Here is a 20,025-nt window from a genome sequence, read left to right as displayed (position 1 = left end):
GCCGACGATGATCCTCTACGACCTCAAGTGCTCCGAGGGACACCGCTTCGAAGCGGGCCTGGCCTCGATGTTCGACGACAACCCGCGATGCCGGTGCGGGGCGGAGACCGCCCGCGTCCCGGCCTCCGTGCGCCAGCTCGGCACGGCCGACACGGGCCGCTCGCGCGAGGAGATGCCGACCACCTGGCGCGGCATCCAGCAGGGCCACCCCGACGTGGTGCGCGGCTGGCACAGGGAGATGAGCCGCCGCGAGAAGCTCGAGGAGAAGCACCCCGAGCTCGCCGGCGACCGTCGGCCGATCCTCGCCCACGAGGGCGCCTTCGAGGGCCGACCACTCCGGGCAGGCGACCCGCTCGCCAGGAAGGTCGCGCAGGCGACGTTCGGGACGACGAAGGAGGCGACCGCATGAAGATCCGCGGAGCAGTCCTCGAGGAGATGGGGCGCGAGCGCCCCTATGCCGACTCGCGGCCGATCACCATCAGCGAGCTCGAGCTCACCGAGCCCGGCTCGACCGAGATCCTCGTGCGCATGGAGGCCGCGGGCGTGTGCCACAGCGACCTCTCCGTGGTCGACGGCAACCGGCCGCGACCGGTCCCCATGCTGCTGGGGCACGAGGCCGCCGGCCGCGTCGAGGCCGTGGGCGCCGAGGTGGAGGACATCCGCGTGGGCGACCGCGTGGTGATGAGCTTCCTCCCCCGCTGCGGGGAGTGCCGCGAATGCCGCACCGACGGCCGCCTCCCCTGCTCGGTCGGGTCGAGGACCAACAACGACGGCGTGCTGCTGCACGGCTCGACCCATCTCACCCGCGACGGCGAGCACGTGCACCACCACCTGGGGGTGAGCGGCTTCGCGACCCGCGCCGTCGTGGACCAGGCGAGCGCCGTCGTCGTCCCCGACGAGGTCCCGCCCGAGGTCGCCGCCGTGCTGGGCTGCGCCGTGCTCACGGGCGGCGGGGCCGTCCTGAACGCCGCGCAGCCGGGCCCCGAGGACTCGATCATGATCGTGGGCCTGGGCGGCGTGGGCATGGCGGCCCTGATCACCGCCCTCGCGCAGGACGTGAAGGAGGTGATCGCCGTGGACACCCTGCCCGCGAAGCTCGAGCGGGCGAAGGAGCTCGGCGCCCACCGCACGTTCACCCCGCAGGAGGTCGCCGAGCAGAAGATCACCGCCGACCGCGTGGTCGAGGCGGCCGGCCATCCGAAGGCCTTCGAGACCGCGGTGAGCGCGATCGGCTTCGGCGGCACCATGGTCACCGTGGGCCTCCCCGCGCCGACAGCGCAGGTCACGATCGCCCCGCTGCCGCTCACCGCGCAGGCCCAGTCGATCATCGGCTCCTACCTGGGCTCGGCCGTGCCCCGGCGCGACGTGCCCGAGTACGCCCGGCTCTACCTCGAGGGGAAGCTGCCGGTCGAGGAGCTGATCAGCCGCACCATCCGCCTCGAGGAGATCAACGAGGCGATGGACCAGCTGGCCGACGGCGAGGCCGTCCGCCAGGTCATCCTGTTCTGATCCCTCGCGGCCGGTTCCCCCGTCCCGCCCCGGAAGGCGCAGGATGGAGGGACCGGCCGCGCCGTCGGCCCCGCCCGTGACCCCGACCCGAAGGAGCGCACCATGACCACGAAGCCCCGTCTCTCCCCCTCCCAGGTCGCCGACCTGCTGGAGCGCACCCCCCGCAGCTCCTTCATCGGCGGCCGATTCCTGGGCGGCACCCCCGACCTCGACGTCCAGGACCCGGCGACCGGGCGCGTCCTCACCCAGGTCGTCGACGCCGACGCCGCGAGCATCGGCGAGAAGGCCCTCGACGCCGCCGTCGCCGCCCAGGCCGACTGGGCCGCGACGCTCCCCCGCGAGCGCTCGGAGATCCTGCGCCGCGCCTACGAGCTGTGCCACGAGCGGGCCGACGACCTCGCGGCGCTGATGACCCTCGAGATGGGCAAGCCCCTGGACGAGTCGTACGGCGAGGTCACCTACGGCGCCGAGTTCCTGCGCTGGTTCAGCGAGGAGGCCGTGCGCCTGCCCGGTCGCTTCCGGCAGGCGCCCGCCGCCGAGCAGGCGATCCTCACCACCTCGCGGCCCGTCGGGCCCGTTCTCGCGATCACCCCGTGGAACTTCCCGCTGTCGATGGGCACACGCAAGATCGCGCCGGCCCTCGCCGCCGGCTGCACGGTCGTGCTCAAGCCCGCACAGATGACGCCCCTGACCTCTCTCGCCTTCGCGCAGATCCTCGCCGACGCGGGCGTCCCCGCGGGCGTCGTGAACGTCGTCGTCACCTCGGACTCCTCCGGACTGTCCTCGACGCTGATGGCCGACGGGCGCCTGCGCAAGGTCTCGTTCACGGGCTCCACCTCGGTGGGCCGCTCCCTGCTCGCGCAGGCCTCCGAGCACGTGCTGCGCACCTCGATGGAGCTCGGCGGCAATGCCCCGTTCCTGGTGCTCCCCTCGGCCGACATGGACACGGCGATCGACGCCGCGATGCCCGCGAAGTTCCGCAACAACGGCGAGGCGTGCACGGCCGCGAACCGCTTCTACGTGCACTCGTCCGTCGCCGAGGAGTTCACGCGGCGCCTCGTGGAGAAGACCGAGGAGCTGCAGGTCGGCGCTGGGATCGACGAGGGCACCACGATGGGCCCGATGATCGAGCCCAAGGCCCTGGACAAGATCGAGGAGCTCGTGGCCGACGCCGTCGAGCGCGGCGCGAAGGTCCTCACGGGCGGGCGTCGGCCGCGCGCCGACGAACTGCCCGAGGGCTGCGAAGAGGGCTTCTTCTACCTGCCCACCGTGCTCGGCGACGTCCCGGCCGATGCCCGCGTGAACCGCGAGGAGATCTTCGGCCCGGTCGCGCCCGTGATCGTCATGGACGACGTCGAGGACATGGTGCGCGCCGCGAACGACACGGAGTTCGGTCTCATGAGCTACGCCGTCGGCGCGGACCTCGCCGAGGTCACCGACGTCGCGGGCCGCATCGAGTCGGGCATGGTCGCGGTGAACCTGGGCGTCGCCTCCGACGCCGCCGCCCCCTTCGGCGGCGTCAAGGAGTCGGGCCTGGGCCGCGAGGGCTCCCACGAGGGCATCGCGGAGTACCTCGAGACCACGTACGTGCGGCTGCCGCTGTGAGCGGCCCCGCTACCCTCGCACCATGACGACGATCTTCCTGACCGGTGAGGCGAAGTCGCCGAGCAACAATCCGATCACGACGCAGTGGGGACTTTTCTTCATCGGCCTCGTCGTCGATACTGAGACGCACGTCATCCGAGAGGCGGACTGCACCGCCACCCTCACCCTCACGGTCGAGTTCGTGAGAGAACTGCTGGTGGGACGCTCGATCCTCGACGAGGACGCCCTGGTGGAGTCCATCTCCGAGAGGTACCACGGGTCTTCGCAGAAGGCGATCGCCGCCTCCGTGCGCAACGCCGCAGCGAAGTACCGCGACCTCGCGGCGGGCACCGCCGGATAACTCCATACCGTCTCCGTCCGCCCGGGACCTCACCGAACCGGACCCCGTCGGAAGCACCTCGCTCGCACCTGTCACCAGGCGCGGCGCGATGGTGCTTCCGACTTTTTTGTTTCCCGACCCCCACACCTTCCCCGAGGAGCACCCCATGATCACCGACGGCCTGCTGATGCTCGGCGTCCTCTTGGGACTGTCGTGCGTGCTGATCGTCCTGGAGAAGACCACCGGCTGGAAGCTGTTCAAGTACGTGCCCGGCATGGTGCTGATGTACCTGCTGTGCGCGCTGCTGAACACGCTCGGCGTCTTCGGCCAGGACGACGCGACCCGCGCTCCCATCGCCCAGGTCAAGGACGTCCTGCTGCCGGCGATGATCTTCCTGTTCCTGTTCGGCTGCGACCTGCGCAAGATCATCCGCCTGGGCCCGAAGCTGCTGCTGACGATGTTCGTCGCCTCGGCCTCGCTGTGCTTCGGCATGGTGCTGGTGTACGTCGTCTTCCAGGCCGCGGTGCACCCCGAGGCGTGGAAGGTGTTCGGCGCGCTCCTGGCCAGCTGGACCGGCGGCAGCGCGAACATGGTGGCCGTCCAGGACATCCTCAAGGCGCCCGAGAACATCTTCGGCTACGCCCTGATCACCGACACGCTCATGTACTCGCTGTGGCTGATGCTGATGTTCGCCTCGGTCGCGGTCTCGCCCCGCTTCAACCGCTGGACCAAGGCCGACACCTCCTACCTCGACGCCCATGAGGGCGCCTTCGAGGAGGAGGAGAAGCCGGTGACGGTGTCCTCGCTCGCGATCGTCGTGTTCGGCTCGATCCTCGTCTCGACCCTCTCGATCTGGATCGGCGGCCTGCTGCCCGAGTGGGGCGCGGTCGTCAACGGCACCACCTGGTCGATCCTCATCGTGTCCCTGCTGGGGCTCGCCGTCGCGCTGACCCCGCTGGGGTCGACGGCCGGTTCGAGCGAGGTCGCCACGCTGATGCTGTTCGTGGTGATCGGCCAGATCGCCTCGGGCTCGGACTTCTCCGCCATCACGCAGGCGCCGATCTACATCGTGATGGGCATCCTCGTGGTCGCGATCCACGCCGCGATCATGGTGCTCTACGCGAAGGTCGCGAAGGTCGAGCTGTTCTCCCTGGCCGTCGCCTCGACCGCGAACATCGGCGGCATCGCCTCCGCGCCCGTGGTCGCGAGCGCCTTCAACCGTCAGCTGGTCCCCGTGGGCGTGCTGTTCGCCCTGATCGGCTCGTTCATGGGCACGTTCGTGGGCCTGATCGGCGCCCAGGTCATGCACGCGCTGTGACCGTCACCGCGAGAGGAGGGGGATCGATGACCCCGCAGAGCCTGCTGGATCCGGACGTGCACGTCGTCGCGGTGCGCCACCACCGCCACGTCGCGCCGCTCAAGCGGCCCTTCGTGACCGCGGCGCGGCGCACCGAGGCCGTGCACTACGTGGTCGCGGAGGTCGAGCTGGCAGACGGCACCGTGGGCCAGGGGTCCTCGGCCGAGACCGTCGCCGTCACGGGCGAATCGGCCGAGTCGATCGCCGCCTGCCTGGCGGTTCCGCTGCGCGGCGCGCTCGAGGGCGCCCGGGGACCGCTGGGCGACCTCGGGCGGCGGATCGGCGAGGCGGTCCCGGGGAGCACGAGCGCGAAGGCCGCCCTGGACGTGGCCCTGCACGACGCCGCCGCGCGGGCCGCGCGGGTGCCGCTGGTCGAGCTGCTGGGAGGCACCCGCTGCGGGACGCTGACCAACGACATGACGATCTCCCTCGAGGACCCCGAGGTGATGGCCGGCCATGCGCGCGACGCGGTCGCCTCGGGCGAGCAGATCCTGAAGATCAAACTGGGACGGGACATCGACGAGGACCGCTGGCGGCTCGCCGCGGTGCTCGAGGCCGCCCCCGGGGCGAGCCTGCGCCTGGACGCGAACCAGGGCTGGGAGGCCCGCGAGGCCATCAGCATCATCAATGGCTTCGAGCGGGACGGTCTGCCGATCGAGCTGGTCGAGCAGCCCGTGCCGGCGGCGGACCTCGAGGGCCTCGCCCGGGTGCGCGCCGAGGTGGCGACCCCGGTGATGGCCGACGAGGCCGTGTGGAACGCCCAGGACGCCCGGCGCATCGTCGAGGCGGGAGCTGCCGACCTGCTGAACATCAAGCTCGCCAAGACGGGAGGCCTGCGCGAGGCGCTCGCCGTGGCCGACGTGGCCCTCGAGGCGGGCATCGCCTGCATGGTGGGCTCGATGATGGAGCCGCGGATCTCGATCACCGCCGCGGCCCACCTGGCCTTCGCGCATCCGGCGATCGCCCTCATCGACCTCGATCCCCCGGCCTGGTTCACCTCCGGGGCGCCGTCGGGCGGCTACCGCCAGCGCGGCGCAGAGCTCGAGCTGATCGGCGGCCCCGGGCTCGGCCTTGCGATGCTCGACCCGATGCAGGACGCTGATGACGCAGGAGGTGGTAGGTGACGTCGACCCCGCAGCGACCGCACGCCGCGTCGCGCGCCCCGCAGGTCCCCGGCATGCCCGATCCCGTCCCCTCGAAGGAGGACACCATGTCCGCCCATCGCAGCACCTCACCGCACGATCCCGCCGACGGTCAGGACGCACCGCAGTCCCCGCAGGTCACCCGGCGCGCCGGGCTGAGGCTCGCCGCCACCGGAGCCGCCGGCCTCGCAGGCCTCGCCGGCGCAGCCTCCGCCTCCGCCGCTCCCGCGCATCGAGGCGGGCACGGAGGCCACGGCGGCCACGGGCACAGCCATGGCAGCAGCGGAAGCGGGGGCAGGGCACCGAAGGCCGGCGAGACCGCGCACGTGAAGGTCACCGCGACCACGCTCTGGGTGGATCCGCGCACGAACCGCGACGGCATCGACGACGGGGCCGTCTCCACGCCCGTGGACCTCGACGCGTGGAACGCGAAGATGCCCGACGAGGAGACCCGCAAGTGGCTCACCGGGAAGCTCGAGTCGCAGGCCGTGCTGGGCAGCGAGGTCATCGTCGACGAGATCGACGGCGAGTGGGCGCACATCGTCGTCACCGCCCAGGGTACCCCGCGCGACGATCGCGGCTACCCGGGCTGGGTCCCGGTCGACCACCTCACCGTCGACGAGCGCTTCGCGCGCCTCGCGCGCTGCGCCTCGACCGCGACCGTCACGGCGCTCACCAGCACCCTCACCTCGCCGAGCCGCGGCGAGGGCGCGCGCCTGCCGGTCTCCTTCGACACGATCCTCCCGGTCACCGGCCAGAACGAGGACAGCATCGAGGTCGCCGTCCCGGACGCGGGCACCATGCAGCTGAGCATCGAGGACGCCGCGGTCCGCGCGCACGGCGAGAAGCCGCCGCGTCCCACGGTCGAGGACATCATCGCGACCGGCGAGCGCTTCCTGGGCCTGCGCTACCTCTGGGCCGGCGTGAGCGCATACGGCTACGACTGCTCCGGGTACACGTACACCCTGTTCCACCACCACGGCATCACCCTCGAGCGCGACGCCGGCGACCAGATGCACGAGTCGGGACTGCAGAGCGTCGAGCGCGAGGACCTCCAGCGCGGCGACCTCGTGTTCTTCGCGACCGAGCCGGGCGCCGAGTCGATCCGCCACGTCGCCCTCTACGTGGGCGACGACCAGATCATGCAGGCGCCGAACGCGGCCCGCAGCGTCGAGGTCGTCTCGCTGACCGAGTACGACACCGACGGCGAGTACGCCGGGGCGCGGCGCGTGGAGCTCGCGAAGGGCTGAGCTCAGCGCACCAGATCCGCGGGCAGCAGCTCCCGGGTGAGCGCGAGGATCCGCTCGTCGGCCTCCGCCTCGTCCCATCCGCCGGTCATCACGGCGAGGACGAGGGGGCGGTCCTCGTCGGCCCCGCCGCCGCCCACCGCGGCGACGTCGTGGCGGAACCCGTCGACCCAGCCGGACTTCGACAGGACGGGCACGCCGGGCCGCACCGCGCGGCCGATGATCCGGATCCGCTGTGCGGCGAGCGCCTCGCGCGCGAGATCCCGAGAACCTGCCTCCAGGGCGACACCGCCCCGCACGATCGCGTCCAGGGTGCGCGCGAGGTCCCGCGCACTCGTCTCGTTGGTGCGGCCCGCGGCGAGCGCGGCGTCGTCGCCGATCATCCGCTCGACGCGCGTCGCGGGCAGCTCCAGGTCCGCGATCACGGAGGCCACGGCCTCGAGGCCGACGAGGGAGAGCACGTGGTCCGTCGCCTCGTTGCTCGAGCGGTCGATCATGCGCACCAGCAGATCCCGCACGGAGATCTGCTGCCCGTCGTCCGGATGCGTCGGGTCCAGGTGGTCGCCCGCGAGGGTGAAGGGCATCCCGCCCTCCCCCGTGAAGGTGCGGGTCGCGGGGACCGAGGCGTCCGGATCGAGCTCCCCGCGATCCGCGGCGCGCAGCGCGGCGAGGAGCACGTGCAGCTTGATGGTGCTCGCCGCGTAGAAGGGCCGATCCGCCGCGCTGCTCGAGAGCTCGCGACCCTGCGCGTCCAGGAGGCACCAGGCGATCGCGGTGTCGGAGGGGGCGGAGGCGGTGGGCAGCGTCATGCTCTCGACCCTACGGGGGCTGCGGTCACGCGGCGGCCAGGCCCGCGCTCACGATCAGCGGCGCGAGGGTGACGGCGAGGATGAACGCGCGCTCGCTGACGCCGAAGGTGCGCTCGCGCAGCGCCGACACCAGCAGGGAGACGACGAGGCACACCAGGGCGATCGCCGCGATCACGTGGAGCACGGGCAGGATCCCGGGCGCAGGCGCCCCCGCGGCCTCGGCGAGCAGCCGCGTGAGCGGCCCGATCGTCGAATAGGCGATCGCGAACCAGGCGACGGCGAGCACCAGGTGCAGCCGGCCGCGGGAGGTGACGGGCTCCCCGGGCGCATCGGTGGGCACGCGGGGCATGAGGGCCAGCACGAGGGCGAGCACGAGCAGCCACATGCCGAGTCCCGTGTGCGAGGTCGCAGCGGGGAGCACGAGGGCCGTGATGCCCAGGACCGCCCAGGCGAGGGCCGCGAGCCACGAGGCGACCGCGGCGAGGCGCCGAGTGCCGGGCGCGGACGAGGCGGCGTAGTCGCTCACCGCGTGCCGCACGGGGTGGATGCCGCCGGGGCGCACGTGCAGGGAGACCAGCACGAGCAGTCGGAGGATGAACAGCACGGACGCGACGAGCGCGAGCACCTGGGCCACGGGGATCTCCTGGACGGACGGACGAGCGGGGCGGACGTCTGGGACGCTAGACCTTCCAGTTGCTGGAGGGTCAAGGAGGAGGATCCCGATGCGCATCGGCGAGTTCGCCCGCAGGACCGGGCTCACGCCCTCGACGGTCCGCTTCTACGAGGAGCGGGACATGTTCAGCCCCGGTCAGATCACCCGCGGCCCCAACGGCTACCGCGACTTCGGGGAGGACGCCGTGCAGCGCGTGCGGCTGGTCCTCGCGGGGCGCGACGCGGGCTTCTCCCTGCAGGACATGCGCTCGCGCATGGCGCACTGGGCGGACATGGACGACGCGGAGCGCCGCGCTCTGCTCACCGAGCAGCTCGCCGTCATCGAGCACCGGCGCGAGGAGCTCGAGCGCAGCCGCGCCACGATCCTCGGGGCGCTCTCGGTGCTCGAGGAGCGCCGGCCGCCCGCGTAGACCTGCCGCGGCCCGCGGGCGGCCCGCCGCTCAGGGCATCAGGCGCCCTGGTGGCCCGCGAACTCCCCGGGGTGCTTGCCCTGTCGTCCGCTCTCGCCCCGGTGGAGCGCCGTGATCCGCGCGATCTCCTCGTCCGAGAGGGCGAGGTCGAGGGACGCGAGGTTCGAGACGATCCGCGCGGGGGTGACGGACTTCGGGATCACCACGTCGCCCAGGGCGAGGTTCCAGGCGATGAGCACCTGGGCGGGGTCGGCGTCGTGCGCACGGGCGATCTCGAGCACCACCGGGTCCTCGAGCTCCCCGCCTCCCTGGCCCAGCGGCGACCAGGCCTCGGTGACGATGCCCTTCTCGGCGTGCAGCGCGCGCAGCTCGGGCTGGTTGAAGAAGGGATGCAGCTCGATCTGGTTGAGCACGGGCAGCACGCCGGTCTCCGCCTCGAGCATCTCGAGGTCCTCGGCGCGGAAGTTCGAGACGCCGATCGAGCGGATCCGCCCCTGCTCCTGCAGCTCGATGAGGGTGCGCCAGGTCTCCAGAGCGAGCCCTTTCTCCGGCGCGGGCCAGTGGATGAGGTAGAGGTCGAGCTCGTCCAGGCCCAGATCGGACATGGTGGCGTCGAAGGAGCGCAGCGTCGCCTCGCGCCCCTGGTCCTGGTTGGGGACCTTCGAGGTCACGAAGAACTCGTCGCGCGCGAGGCCCGAGGCGGCGAGCGCCCGGCCCACGCCGTCCTCGTTGTTGTAGCCGCGGGCGGTGTCGACGTGCCGGTAGCCTGCCTCGAAGGCCTGCACGACCACGTCGGCCGCGACGTCGGGCTCGACCTGCCAGACCCCGTAGCCGAGCTGCGGGATCGTGCGTCCGTCGTGGAAGCGGATGGAGGGTGCGCTGGTCATGGTGCTCCTCGGATCGGGTCGCTGCGGTCGTCCCCAGCGTAGCCAGGGGCGTCAGTCGTCGTCCGCCTCGCCGCCCGATCTGCCCTGGTTCTTGGCGAGCGAGACCCGCTCGACCCCGTCGACCTCGAGCAGCGGCGGGATCAGGTCGCGCACGGGCGGGCGGCCCAGGAAGCGGATGTCCATGACGATCTTCGGGTCGCCGTCGGCGCCCGTGATCTTCCGGGAGTTCTCGATCGAGTTCGTGAAGCCGGCACCGGTCGCGGTCGCGAGGATGTCGCGCAGCGCGCCCCGGCCGTCGGCGTAGGTGACGCGCAGCAGGCGGTGACGATCGGGTCCGGGCACGCGCCGCACGAGCGGGGCCACCACGAACAGCGTGACGAGATGGAGAGCGGTGAGGGTGATGCCGAGCGAGAGCATGCCGCTGCCGCAGGCCATGCCCACGGCGGCGGAGACCCAGACCGTCGCGGCCGTCGTCAGCCCGCGCACCATCGAGCGGCCCTTGAAGATGACGCCCGCGCCCAGGAAGCCGATGCCGGAGACGATCTGGGCGGCGATGCGCGAGGGGTCGAGGTTGACCTCGTCGCCGAGCACCGCCGCGAAGCCGTAGGCCGAGACCAAGGTGAAGGCGCACGAGCCGAGCCCCACGAGCACGTGGGTGCGGTAGCCGGCGCTCTTCTGCCGCATCTGGCGCTCGAGGCCGATCAGCGAGCACAGCACGAACGTCGCGACCAGCAGCTCGGCCTCCACGAGGCTCGTCGGCTGCACGAGTCCCACCAGGGGGTCCATGTCCGCCCTCCTTCCTAGAGCTCGACGGGGCCGAGGCCGACCGGCCGGATCGACGGGTCGGCCTGCAGCCAGTCGGCGATCGCGCGCGGGCGCACGTCGAAGCGGTCCAGCTGGTCCACGGGCAGCCAGGAGGTGCCGACCTGCCAGGCGTCCATCTCCGTGGTCGCCTCCGCGCGGGGCTCCTCACCGGGCTCGAGCCCGCACCAGAAGCCCACGTTGAGCTGGTGGGAGAGCGGGATCTGCTCGCGGCGGAAGCCACCGATCTCGGTGAGGAACTCCCACACGCACGCCACGCCGTGGACGCGCACGCGGGCGCCGATCTCCTCGGCGCACTCGCGCACGAGCGCCTCGGCCTGCGTCTCGCCGTACTCCTGCCCGCCGCCGGGCAGGTCGAAGACCTCGTGCCCGTCGACGTCGGAGCGGTTCATGAGGATCGCCCCGTCGCGCAGGATCAGCGCCTTGACGCCGACGCGGGGCCCGAGGGCGTGCGCGGGGTGGGGTTCTACGCGGTCCCCCCGGCTCACCCGAGGGCCTCGCCCGAGAGCGGGTCCTCCCCGCCGTCGGTGCCGTCGAGGTCGACGCCGTCGGCCGCGATGTCCTCGTCGACGCCGCCCAGGGCGTCCACGTCCTCGGTGTCGCCGTCGAGCTCGGAGACCTCCTCGGCGTCGTCCCCCTCGGAGACCATCTCGTCGCCGTCGCGGTTGCCCTGCTCGGCGGCGGCCGAGTCGTCCTCGCCGAGGCCGCTCGGGTAGTCCGAGTCGTAGAACGAATCGTCCTCGGCGTCGCGGTCGCGCTCCTCCTCGAGGATGTCGTCGGCCCCTTCGACGCCGGTGCCCTCGGGCCCCTCGGCGCCGGGCTCCACGTCGGGGTCCTCGTCCTCGTCCTCGTCGTCGACGGCCGCCTCGAGGCTGCTCTCCTCGGAGAGGTCCGACGGCGTCGGGTCGGTGAGGTTCGTGAGGTCCTCGTCGTACTGCTCGGTCATGATCGACTCCTCCGTGTCGGGAACTCCTCGAGTCTACGGACCTAGAGTGGACCCCCGTGGCACCCTCCCCTCTCTCCTTCTCACTGGGCCGCGCCCCGCGCTGGGCGCTGCCGGTCGCGCTGGCGGGCGGACTGCTCTCCGCCGTGCAGTCGCGGATCAACTCGCGCCTGTCCACCGAGCTCGCCGACGGCTTCACCGCCTCGGCCATCTCCTTCGGCACGGGCCTCGTGATCGTGCTGGTCATCGTGCTCTCCCGGAGGTCCCTGCGGGAGCGCGCCGCGAGCTTCGGGCGCGATCTGCGCATCGGCGCGCTCCCCTGGCCGCTCGCGCTGGGCGGGATCGGCGGGGCGACCTTCGTGCTCGGCCAGACCTTCACGGTCGCCCTGATCGGGGTGGCCCTGTTCATCGTCTGCGTCGTCGCCGGCCAGACGGTCACGGGGCTCGTCGTCGACCGCGTCGGCCTGGGGCCCGGCGGCGTCCGCCCGCTCACCGCGCCCCGGCTCCTCGGTGCGCTGCTGATGGTGGTCGCCGTGGGGCTCGCGATGTCTTCGGGCGTGGGCGTCGACGTCCCCTGGCCGCTGCTCGTGCTGCCCGTGATCGCCGGCGCCGCGATGGGGCTGCAGCAGGCCGTCAACGGCAGGGTCTCCCAGCACACCGGGCACTTCATGATCGCCACGCTCGGGAACTTCGTCCTGGGCACCGCGATGCTCGTGCTGGTCGCGGTGATCCACGCCCTCGCCGTCGGGCACGGTCCCGCCCCGCTCCCCGCGAATCCGCTGCTCTACCTGGGCGGAGCCATCGGCGTCGTGTTCATCGCGATCGCGGCGCAGCTCGCGGGTCCGCTGGGTGTGCTCACCCTGGCCATGACGACCATCGCCGGGCAGATCGTGGGCTCGGTGCTGCTGGACGTCCTCGCCCCCACGGGCACCGAGCACCTCACCCCGCTCACGCTGGTCGGCGCGGTCCTCACCCTCGTCGCCGCCGCGGTCACCGCGGGCATCGGTCCCGCACGCAGGCGGGGCGGCGCCTGACCTGACGCGATTCCTGACCGCCGTCCGCCCCCGCGGGTGCAGAATCGGGTGGCATGGAGCATCGCGAGCATCACATCGAGGACCACGCCCTGCTGTCCGACCGGCGAGGATCCGTCCTGGTCACACGCGAGGGCCGCATCGACTGGCTGTGCATGCCCCGTTTCGACTCCCCCGCGGCTCTGTGCGCGCTGCTGGGCGATGACCACAACGGGCACTGGACGCTCGGCATCCGCGGCGGCGAGGTCGTCTCGCGGCGCTACCTCGAGGGCACGATGATCCTCGAGACCACCTGGCGGGGGCCCGAGGGGGCCGCGCAGGTCATCGACATGATGCCCTCGGATCTCACGCCCGAGGAGGCCGCCGAGGACCCGTCGGCCGACGAGCGCGCGGACCTCGTGCGCCTGGTGCGCTGCACCGAGGGCAGCGTCGAGGTCGAGCAGCAGCTGCGCATCCGCTTCGAGTACGGGGACGTGGTGCCGTGGGTGCGGCGGCGCGAGGACGCCGACGGCGAGTCCGTGATCTCCGCGGTCGCGGGTGCGAGTGCGCTGGCGCTGCGCGGCCCGGGGCTCACGGCGAGCGACCACGTGCACACGGGGCACCACGCCCTGCGCGCGGGCGAGGCGCAGGCCTGGATGATGACCTGGCATCCCTCGTGGACGGAGCTGCCGCGAGCCGTGGATCCGCAGCGGGAGATGGAGCGGACGGCGTCGGCGTGGCGCGGGTGGCTGGGGCACGTGGACGTCGACGACCGCTACCGCGCAGAGGTGACCCGCTCGCTGCTCGTGCTGCACGGGCTGTCCGACGTAATCGCGGGCGGCATCGTCGCCGCGCCGACGGCGAGCCTGCCGGAGGACTTCGGCGGGGAGCGCAACTGGGACTACCGCTACTGCTGGCTGCGCGACGCGGCGCTCTCGCTCGAGGCGCTGCTGGCCCACGGGCACGTGGAGGCGGCCGTGGGCTGGAGGGACTGGCTGCTGCGCGCGATCGCCGGGGATCCCGAACACATGCAGATCATGTACTCGATCTCCGGGGAGCGCTCCCTGCCGGAAGGGGAGCTGCAGCACCTCTCCGGCTTCGCGGATTCGCGGCCGGTGCGGGTCGGGAACGGAGCGGCCGCCCAGCATCAGGGCGACGTGGTGGGTGAGGTGCTGGTGGGCTTCGCGGCCATGCGCGAGGCGGGCCTCGAGGAGAGCACCTGGTCGTGGTCGCTGCAGCGCTCGCTGCTGGAGTTCGCGTGCGAGCACCTGGAGACGAAGGATCAGGGGCTGTGGGAGATGCGCGGGGCGCCCGCGTTCTTCACGCATTCGCGGGTGATGATGTGGGCCGGCTTCGACAGGGCGGTCCGCGGCGTCGAGGAGCACGGGCTGCGGGCGAAGGACGGGGAGCTCGAACGGTGGCGGTCGGCGCGAGACCGTCTGCGCGAAGAGATCCTGCGCGAGGGCGTGGGGGCCGACGGCGCGTTCACCCAGACCTACGGCAGCACCGAGGTCGATGCCTCGCTGCTGCAGTTGGCCCGGATCGGCTTCGTGGCCACCGATGATCCGCGCATGGTCGCCACGGTGCGCCGGATCGAGGACGAGCTGATGACCGAGGGCGGCCTGGTGCTGCGCTATCGCACGACGGGTCAGGACGGACTGCGGGGGAACGAGAATCCGTTCCTGGCCTGCTGCTTCTGGCTCGCGGAGTTCTACGCGAGGGCAGGGCGCACGAAGGACGCGCGGCGCATGCTGGATCGCGTGCTGGCATGCGGGAACGACCTCATGCTGTTCTCCGAGGAGTACGACGACGCGCACCAGCGCATGGCGGGCAACTTCCCGCAGGCCTTCAGCCACCTGGCCCTGGTGCGGGCCGTGGATGCTCTGTGCGAGGCGGAGGGCACGACGGGCAGCACCGCGCGCTGACCCGGCCGGGCGGTCAGTCCGGCAGGTCAGGCTGGGCGGTCAGAACGGCGGCGGGGATCCCGGGAAGGATGATGTATCCAGCGGTTCGCTCGGTGGAGCGCTGTCGGGCGGCGGCTGCTCGGGAGGCGCCCCGTCGGCCGCTGCGGCCCGGAGCCTCTCCGCCTTCTCGCGTGCGGCGCGCGCACCCTCGTCGCGTTCGCGCTGCTGCCGCTCCTCGAGCTCGGCCTGCTCTCGCCGGGCGGCTTCGTGCTGGGCCCGCTGGGCGATGATCCGTGCCCAGGAGTCCTCGAGGTCCTGCACGATCGCGGGGGTCGCGAGATCCGTGTCGTCCTCCTGGAAGATCCGCATCTCCTCGTCGATGGTCCAGAGGGTTCCGGTGCGCCCGGTGGGCGAATGGGAGGCGTCCACGCGCACCGGGTCGATGCGGCGGGCGGTCTTCAGGGCGTGGTGCTTCCAGCACAGCAGGTGCAGGTTGTCCACGGAGGTGCGTCCGCCGTGCAGCGGGTCCTCGTGGTCGTACTCCTCGATGTGGTCGGCCTCGGTCACGCAGGAGGCCGGGCGCCGGCAGCCGGGCACCGCGCAGGTCGTCATCCGCACGCGCAGGTGCTCGCGCATTGCCTGCGGCGCCGCATAGCGCTCGGCAGGTGCGGGGAGGAACTCGCCGCTCACGGGGTCGGTGAGCAGGCGGTACCAGGCGTCCTCGCCGGCGGCGAGCTCGCGGGCCATGTCGGCGGGGATCGGGATCCGCCCGTCGAGCATGCCGGGAGCGTCGCTGTGCCCGATGAGCGTCAGCAGCGGGACGGTCACGTTCATGCGGAAGGACGCGGCGCTCAGCCCGACGCCGTCGGTGTTCAGCTCGGACGTGGTCAGCAGGTGGTAGCGCAGCTCGGACAGCGAGAGGGGCCTGCCCTGCGCGGCCGCACGCCCCTGGGGGTCCAGGGGGATCTCGGCGCCGCCCTGAAGAGCGTGGCGCTGCGCGGCCTGGACGGTGCGTGCGGCATCGTCGAGCCGGCGGGCGAGCTGGAGGATCTCGGGGACGGGGCCGACGATCTGCAGGCACGCGGTGCCGTCGTCCCCGTCGTGCTCGAACTCGACGCGGCGCCGAGCCTCGACGTCGAGGTGGGGCGGCAGCTCGCGGCGCTCGAGGAGCGTCGCGACGACGGTGCCCAGGCAGCGGTTGAAGTGCTCCGAGGTGATGCCCGGGTCCCAGGCGCTCACGGTCGCGTCCACCAGCGCCATCTCCTCGTCGGTGAGGCCGAGGGTGCGACGCAGCAGTTCGCGGAACCATGCGGCGGGGAACTCCCCCGCCCGCAGACGGGCGAAGACGCGCGGGCAGAGGTCGACGCCGCGATGACCGTCGCGGATGCGGCGGTAGGCCACTGTGTCGGAGCAGCGCAGTGCGGCTGCGACCAGCAGGTCCTCGCACTGCGCATCCTCCGGGGAGCAGCCGCCGGAGTCGCGACCGCGCCACGACGGCGCGAGTGCGGCGAGGGACTCCGCGAGCTCGCAGGATTCGCGCACGCCCTGGTCCCAGATGCTCTGGACGCGTGCGGTGAGCTCCACGGTCGGCGAGGCATCGACGCGGGCGGCCACGGACTCGCGCGTGAGAGGACGCGGGGAGCGCGGACGGATGCGCTGGACCGGATCCTGCGCGGCGCGCTCGGCCTGCTGGGCGCGCAGCAGCTCGGTGCGCTCGCGCGGGAAGGTCATGCCGGGGAACAGGGCGTGGTCGCCGAGGATCTCCTGGCGCGGTCCCGGATCGAGCGCAGTCATCGTGTCCCCTCCCCCCCCCCGTCGTCGAGACTCCGGCGCCGTCGCCGAGGCTCTCTGCGATTAGAACACCTGTTCGATTCTCACCCGATCATATCGGGCGAATCGGACATGTGGAAGGGCTCTGGGAAAGATGTGGAGAAGTGGGCTATGTGGAGGAACGGATGAGGGGACGACACCTGAACGCAGGGAGAGTTCAGGGCGCTGACCAGTGGTGATACAGAGAGGGTGCACAGCGGAGAGGCGCCGCTGCGCGAGTCCGATTCACTCCCCGGCAGACTCCGCAGCAGACTCCCCGGCGAGCACCTTCCGGATCGCCTCGAGCGTCGCAGGAATACCGGACTCGGCCGCGCTCCGACGCGCGGCCATCTCCTCCTCGGCGCGGTCGCCGTAGCGCTCCGCGAAGGTGGTCTCGAACAGGGGCGTGGTGCGGGTGTACTCGGTCAGCAGGGTGCGGGGCGCGCCAGATCCATCGGCCCTGCCGGGCTCGCTGGCCCCATCGGCCCGCTCCATCCGGTACCCCCATTCCGCCCGGCCGGGGCCGACGGACCACGCGAAGTGCTCGCCGGGGACGTCGGCGACGACCTCGGAGGTGGTGTGCCACTCGCGCACGGGCGTGCGGTTCCACCCGGTGAAGCGCGCGCCGACGCCGCGGGTGTCGTCCTCCCAGTCGCAGCGGTAGCACTGCTGGCTCCATTCGGCGGTGCGCGTCACGTCGCTGAGCAGGGCGTACACGTCCTCGGGAGTGCCCGGGACGACCAGGGAATCCTCGATCTCATAGGTCATGCTCCGATTCTGCCCCGTCGGCCCGCCGACCCGCCGACCCGTCGGCCCGTCGCGCACTCGACGCGAAGAGTTCGCCTGCATGTCACCTGTCGCCGGGGCCGCCCTGCATACGGTGGTCCCGCAGCCGCAGCTCGACCCGCAGCCGCAGTCCGACGCGAAGAAGGAGGTCGCCATGAGCATCACGCACCGCGTGCGCACCCTGCTCCACGGGGACGCAGCGCCCACCGCGCACACCGCGCCCGTCGACGACGTCCTGCGCGCCGGAGCGCCGGCTCCGAGCATCGACCAGCAGGTCGACATGCTCGCCGCGCTCGGCCTCACGCTGCGCGAGCACGTGACCCCCGCCGCCGTCGCCCGCGCCGTCCAGGCCGCCTCGCGCCGCGACCTCGAGCTCGTGCCCGAGGCCGACGAGCAGCCCGAGACCACTCCCCCGGTCCCCGGCCTGCAGCGCTGCGCCTTCTGGTGGCTGCTGCACGAGCGGATCGACGGGCGCTACGTGATCAGCGGCCGCCATCGCGTGCTGCCTCCGCGCGCCGACCTCTTCGGGGAGTCCGCGCCGAGCGCCGAGCAGCTCGAGCGCAGTATCCACAAGGTCGCCCAGCGCCTGTGCTCGGACACCGGCGCCCCGCTGCCCGAGATCGAGGTGACCGACCTGCGCGTGCGCTCGCAGCTGCTCACCACCGCGACCGTGCGCCTCAACGGCCGCCCGCACATCTGGTCCGACGTCCGCGACCGCGACTTCGTGCGCGCGCTCGCGCGCGTCTGCTCGAGCGATGCGCAGACCATCATGGTGTTCGACGACCACGGCGCCGACACCCACTGGACCCGGCCGATGGTCGACGTGCTCGTCGTGCCGGCCGCGCATGTCGACGGCGTCGCCGAGCTCCTGCGCGAGTACGTGCGTCCGGCGGTCGCCGCCGCGCACGCGTGGATCGACCTGCCCTACTCGGGGCGCGACGAGTCGGCGCGCGGGGCCCTGCGGGGCGCCGGACGCCGACGCGCGAAGCGGATGACGCCGTGGGCGCCGCCCGCGCTCGCCCGCCGCGCGGCCTGAGGGGCTACTTCCGCCCCGCGATCGCCGCGCTGAGCCGATCGGTGAGGGCGCGGTCCACGGGCAGCTCCGCATCGTCGAGATGCGTGATCGGGCAGGCCAGGCGCACCGAGGAGAGCAGCCAGGCGCCGTCGGCCGCGGCCACCTGCGCGGGCGTCAGCAGCTCCTCCGCCGCCTCCGCGCCCTCGCCGCGCACCAGCTCGAACACCGAGCCGAGGCTCGTGCCCGGCAGCACGCCCGCGTCCACCGGCGTGGTGAGGAAGCGGTCCCCGCGCTTGACCAGCAGGGTCGACGTCGGCCCCTCGAGCGCATAGCCGTCGGAGGAGACGAACAGGACCTCGTCGGCCCCGCGCCGCGAGGCCTCGCGCAGAGCCGCCATGTTGATCGCGTAGGAGAGGCTCTTGGCGCCCGCGAGCAGCCACGGGCTGGTCTGCGGGGCGGTGGTGGGGATGCCGCGGTCAAGGGCCGCGACGCGCAGGCCCGCGCGGGCGGAGGCGTAGCTCGGGGCGGCGTCGGCATAGACCCAGGCGGTGGGGCGGGGCTGCCCCTCGACGCCGCGGGAGACCACGATCTTCACGAGCAGCTCGGGGACCGGCAGGTGCGCGGTGACGGCGGCGTCGACCGCCTGCGCGAGCACGTCGAGATCGAGCGCGGGCAGGTCGAGCATGCGGGCGCTGCGCTGCAGGCGCTCGAGGTGCGGCGTGAGGTTCGCCGGGCGGGAGTCGAACACGCCCACCGTCTCGAACACGCCATCGCCCCGGGTGGCGGCGAGATCGGTGACGCGCAGCTGCGGCGCGCCCTCGTCGACCAGGCGGAAGGCCGGACGGGCCTTGAGCGCGGGATCGGCGGCGACTCCGGGGATCATCACCAGGACGGCAGGACGAGAGGACACGACGGCTCCTTGGATCGGGCGGGGAACCCCCGATCCTACGCGCGCGCGGCGCACGCGGCCGCGCGCCGGTTCACTCGCCCGTCACCACCACCACGAGGCCGTCGGCGCGCCAGGCGATGCCGATGTCGAGCGGGTCGCCCGGGAGGTCGGCGTCCATGACCTCGACGCGCGCACCGGGGGCGGCGCCGCGCAGGTCGGCGACGGCGAGGGCGTCCGCGGGCGCGTCGACGCCCGAGGGGGCCTCGACGGTCAGGGCGACGGTGCGCTCGGGGTCCTCGGCGAACAGGGGCGCGAAGAAGGACTCCTCCATGCGGTCGGCGACCAGCTCGGCGTCCACCGTCTCGTCGGCCGTCGTGGTCACCGCGAGGTCCAGGGCCTCCGTGAACCGCTGCACGTAGTCGACGAGGTCGGGGGCGACGAGGGTCAGGGCGAGGTCCTCGCCGATCGCGAAGACCGGGCCCGCCGCGCCCTGCGCGTCGATCGCGAGGACGACGGCGACGTCGTCGCCCTCGTACAGCGGCGTGAAGGAGACCGGGTCGGTGAGGATCGTGAAGGGGCCCAGGTCGCTGCGCTCGTCGACGACGATCATGAGCGCCGCGTCGCCGCCGACCACCCGGATCCCGCCGAACTCGTCGGCGATCCTCGAGAGCACGGGAGGCAGGTAGGCGCGGGGGTCGCCGGCGACGCCGCCCGCGAGCCCCGCGGTGCCCGGGGCGCCGTCGCTCTGCTCGTCCTCGGCCTCGAGCGGCGCGATCAGCTCGAGCACGCCCTCGTGGCGGGCGGCGAGCGCGGTCAGGCGGTCGATCGCCCCGCGCAGGGGCTCGATGGGCAGGGGCGCCGCGTCATGCGGCCAGTCGAAAGCGGGCATG

General features: G+C 72.7%; 21 protein-coding genes. 11 read left to right on the top strand and 10 right to left on the bottom strand.

Features of this window, described 5'->3' with window-relative positions:
• The first annotated feature begins 7 nt into the window (after positions 1 to 7).
• The 7 genes from Bra3105_RS13010 (at position 8) to Bra3105_RS12980 (ending at position 7,182) form a co-directional block, all read left to right on the top strand.
• Positions 8 to 409, top strand: coding sequence for a zinc ribbon domain-containing protein (locus Bra3105_RS13010; protein ID WP_228357141.1), 402 nt, complete (start codon positions 8 to 10; stop codon positions 407 to 409).
• On the top strand, positions 406 to 1,509 hold the full coding sequence (locus tag Bra3105_RS13005) for an alcohol dehydrogenase catalytic domain-containing protein (protein WP_228357140.1): 1,104 nt from the start codon (positions 406 to 408) through the stop codon (positions 1,507 to 1,509). Before Bra3105_RS13010 ends, Bra3105_RS13005 begins: the two co-directional genes overlap by 4 nt.
• 102 nt (positions 1,510 to 1,611) lie before the next feature.
• Positions 1,612 to 3,114 (top strand): NAD-dependent succinate-semialdehyde dehydrogenase, encoded by a 1,503-nt coding sequence (locus Bra3105_RS13000; protein WP_228357139.1) that lies wholly within the window; start codon positions 1,612 to 1,614, stop codon positions 3,112 to 3,114.
• Positions 3,115 to 3,136: 22 nt separating this feature from the next.
• A complete protein-coding gene (locus tag Bra3105_RS12995; protein ID WP_200502264.1) occupies positions 3,137 to 3,454 on the top strand; it encodes a DUF3870 domain-containing protein in 318 nt (105 codons plus the stop codon).
• A 145-nt stretch (positions 3,455 to 3,599) separates the two neighbouring features.
• Positions 3,600 to 4,751, top strand: a complete 1,152-nt coding sequence (locus Bra3105_RS12990) for a DUF819 family protein (RefSeq protein WP_228357138.1) — start codon at positions 3,600 to 3,602, stop codon at positions 4,749 to 4,751.
• A gap of 26 nt (positions 4,752 to 4,777) precedes the next feature.
• The gene (locus tag Bra3105_RS12985; RefSeq protein ID WP_228357137.1) at positions 4,778 to 5,914 is read left to right on the top strand and encodes a dipeptide epimerase; all 1,137 of its coding nucleotides are present in this window, start codon (positions 4,778 to 4,780) and stop codon (positions 5,912 to 5,914) included.
• Positions 5,911 to 7,182, top strand: coding sequence for a C40 family peptidase (locus Bra3105_RS12980; protein WP_228357136.1), 1,272 nt, complete (start codon positions 5,911 to 5,913; stop codon positions 7,180 to 7,182). The genes Bra3105_RS12985 and Bra3105_RS12980 overlap by 4 nt, the downstream gene beginning before the upstream one ends.
• A gap of 2 nt (positions 7,183 to 7,184) precedes the next feature.
• On the opposite strand, the gene Bra3105_RS12975 is transcribed toward Bra3105_RS12980, so the two are convergent.
• Positions 7,185 to 7,988 (bottom strand): serine hydrolase, encoded by an 804-nt coding sequence (locus tag Bra3105_RS12975; RefSeq protein ID WP_228357135.1) that lies wholly within the window; start codon positions 7,986 to 7,988, stop codon positions 7,185 to 7,187.
• 25 nt (positions 7,989 to 8,013) lie between these two features.
• Positions 8,014 to 8,622, bottom strand: a complete 609-nt coding sequence (locus tag Bra3105_RS12970; protein ID WP_228357134.1) for a DUF998 domain-containing protein — start codon at positions 8,620 to 8,622, stop codon at positions 8,014 to 8,016.
• Positions 8,623 to 8,710: 88 nt separating this feature from the next.
• Here Bra3105_RS12970 and Bra3105_RS12965 point away from each other — a divergent pair, with 88 nt between their 5' ends.
• Positions 8,711 to 9,070, top strand: a complete 360-nt coding sequence (locus Bra3105_RS12965; protein WP_228357133.1) for a MerR family transcriptional regulator — start codon at positions 8,711 to 8,713, stop codon at positions 9,068 to 9,070.
• A gap of 38 nt (positions 9,071 to 9,108) precedes the next feature.
• On the opposite strand, the gene Bra3105_RS12960 is transcribed toward Bra3105_RS12965, so the two are convergent.
• From Bra3105_RS12960 to Bra3105_RS12945, 4 genes are read right to left on the bottom strand one after another with little or no spacing between them, the layout of a single operon-like run.
• Positions 9,109 to 9,957 carry an aldo/keto reductase gene (locus tag Bra3105_RS12960; RefSeq protein ID WP_228357132.1) on the bottom strand — a complete coding sequence of 283 codons (849 nt, stop codon included), beginning with the start codon at positions 9,955 to 9,957 and terminating at the stop codon, positions 9,109 to 9,111.
• A 51-nt stretch (positions 9,958 to 10,008) separates the two neighbouring features.
• A complete protein-coding gene (locus tag Bra3105_RS12955) occupies positions 10,009 to 10,743 on the bottom strand; it encodes an MgtC/SapB family protein (RefSeq protein WP_228357131.1) in 735 nt (244 codons plus the stop codon).
• 14 nt (positions 10,744 to 10,757) lie between these two features.
• Entirely contained in the window at positions 10,758 to 11,267 is a 510-nt protein-coding gene (locus Bra3105_RS12950; RefSeq protein ID WP_228357130.1) for an NUDIX domain-containing protein, read from the bottom strand.
• On the bottom strand, positions 11,264 to 11,725 hold the full coding sequence (locus Bra3105_RS12945; protein WP_228357129.1) for a hypothetical protein: 462 nt from the start codon (positions 11,723 to 11,725) through the stop codon (positions 11,264 to 11,266). Before Bra3105_RS12945 ends, Bra3105_RS12950 begins: the two co-directional genes overlap by 4 nt.
• Positions 11,726 to 11,781: 56 nt before the next feature.
• Between Bra3105_RS12945 and Bra3105_RS12940 the strand changes: the two genes are divergently transcribed.
• A complete protein-coding gene (locus Bra3105_RS12940; protein ID WP_228357128.1) occupies positions 11,782 to 12,756 on the top strand; it encodes a DMT family transporter in 975 nt (324 codons plus the stop codon).
• 53 nt (positions 12,757 to 12,809) lie between these two features.
• Complete coding sequence (locus Bra3105_RS12935) at positions 12,810 to 14,657, top strand: glycoside hydrolase family 15 protein (protein ID WP_228357127.1); 1,848 nt, start codon at positions 12,810 to 12,812, stop codon at positions 14,655 to 14,657.
• Between the two features lie 39 nt (positions 14,658 to 14,696).
• On the opposite strand, the gene Bra3105_RS12930 is transcribed toward Bra3105_RS12935, so the two are convergent.
• Entirely contained in the window at positions 14,697 to 16,430 is a 1,734-nt protein-coding gene (locus tag Bra3105_RS12930; RefSeq protein WP_228357126.1) for an HNH endonuclease, read from the bottom strand.
• Between the two features lie 261 nt (positions 16,431 to 16,691).
• Positions 16,692 to 17,213: an SRPBCC family protein gene (locus Bra3105_RS12925; protein WP_228357125.1), complete on the bottom strand. Its 522-nt coding sequence runs from the start codon at positions 17,211 to 17,213 to the stop codon at positions 16,692 to 16,694.
• 79 nt (positions 17,214 to 17,292) lie between these two features.
• Here Bra3105_RS12925 and Bra3105_RS12920 point away from each other — a divergent pair, with 79 nt between their 5' ends.
• Complete coding sequence (locus tag Bra3105_RS12920; RefSeq protein WP_228357124.1) at positions 17,293 to 18,267, top strand: hypothetical protein; 975 nt, start codon at positions 17,293 to 17,295, stop codon at positions 18,265 to 18,267.
• A 4-nt stretch (positions 18,268 to 18,271) separates the two neighbouring features.
• Here the strand turns inward: Bra3105_RS12920 and Bra3105_RS12915 are convergent, their stop codons facing one another.
• On the bottom strand, positions 18,272 to 19,156 hold the full coding sequence (locus Bra3105_RS12915; protein ID WP_228357123.1) for an aminotransferase class IV: 885 nt from the start codon (positions 19,154 to 19,156) through the stop codon (positions 18,272 to 18,274).
• 70 nt (positions 19,157 to 19,226) lie between these two features.
• Positions 19,227 to 20,024: a hypothetical protein gene (locus tag Bra3105_RS12910; RefSeq protein ID WP_228357122.1), complete on the bottom strand. Its 798-nt coding sequence runs from the start codon at positions 20,022 to 20,024 to the stop codon at positions 19,227 to 19,229.
• Position 20,025 lies beyond the last annotated feature (1 nt).

The sequence above is a fragment of the Brachybacterium halotolerans subsp. kimchii genome (genome assembly GCF_020792675.1).
In the GTDB taxonomy this organism is placed as follows: Bacteria; Actinomycetota; Actinomycetes; order Actinomycetales; family Dermabacteraceae; genus Brachybacterium; species Brachybacterium halotolerans.
This window is presented reverse-complemented; position numbering and strand designations above follow the sequence as displayed.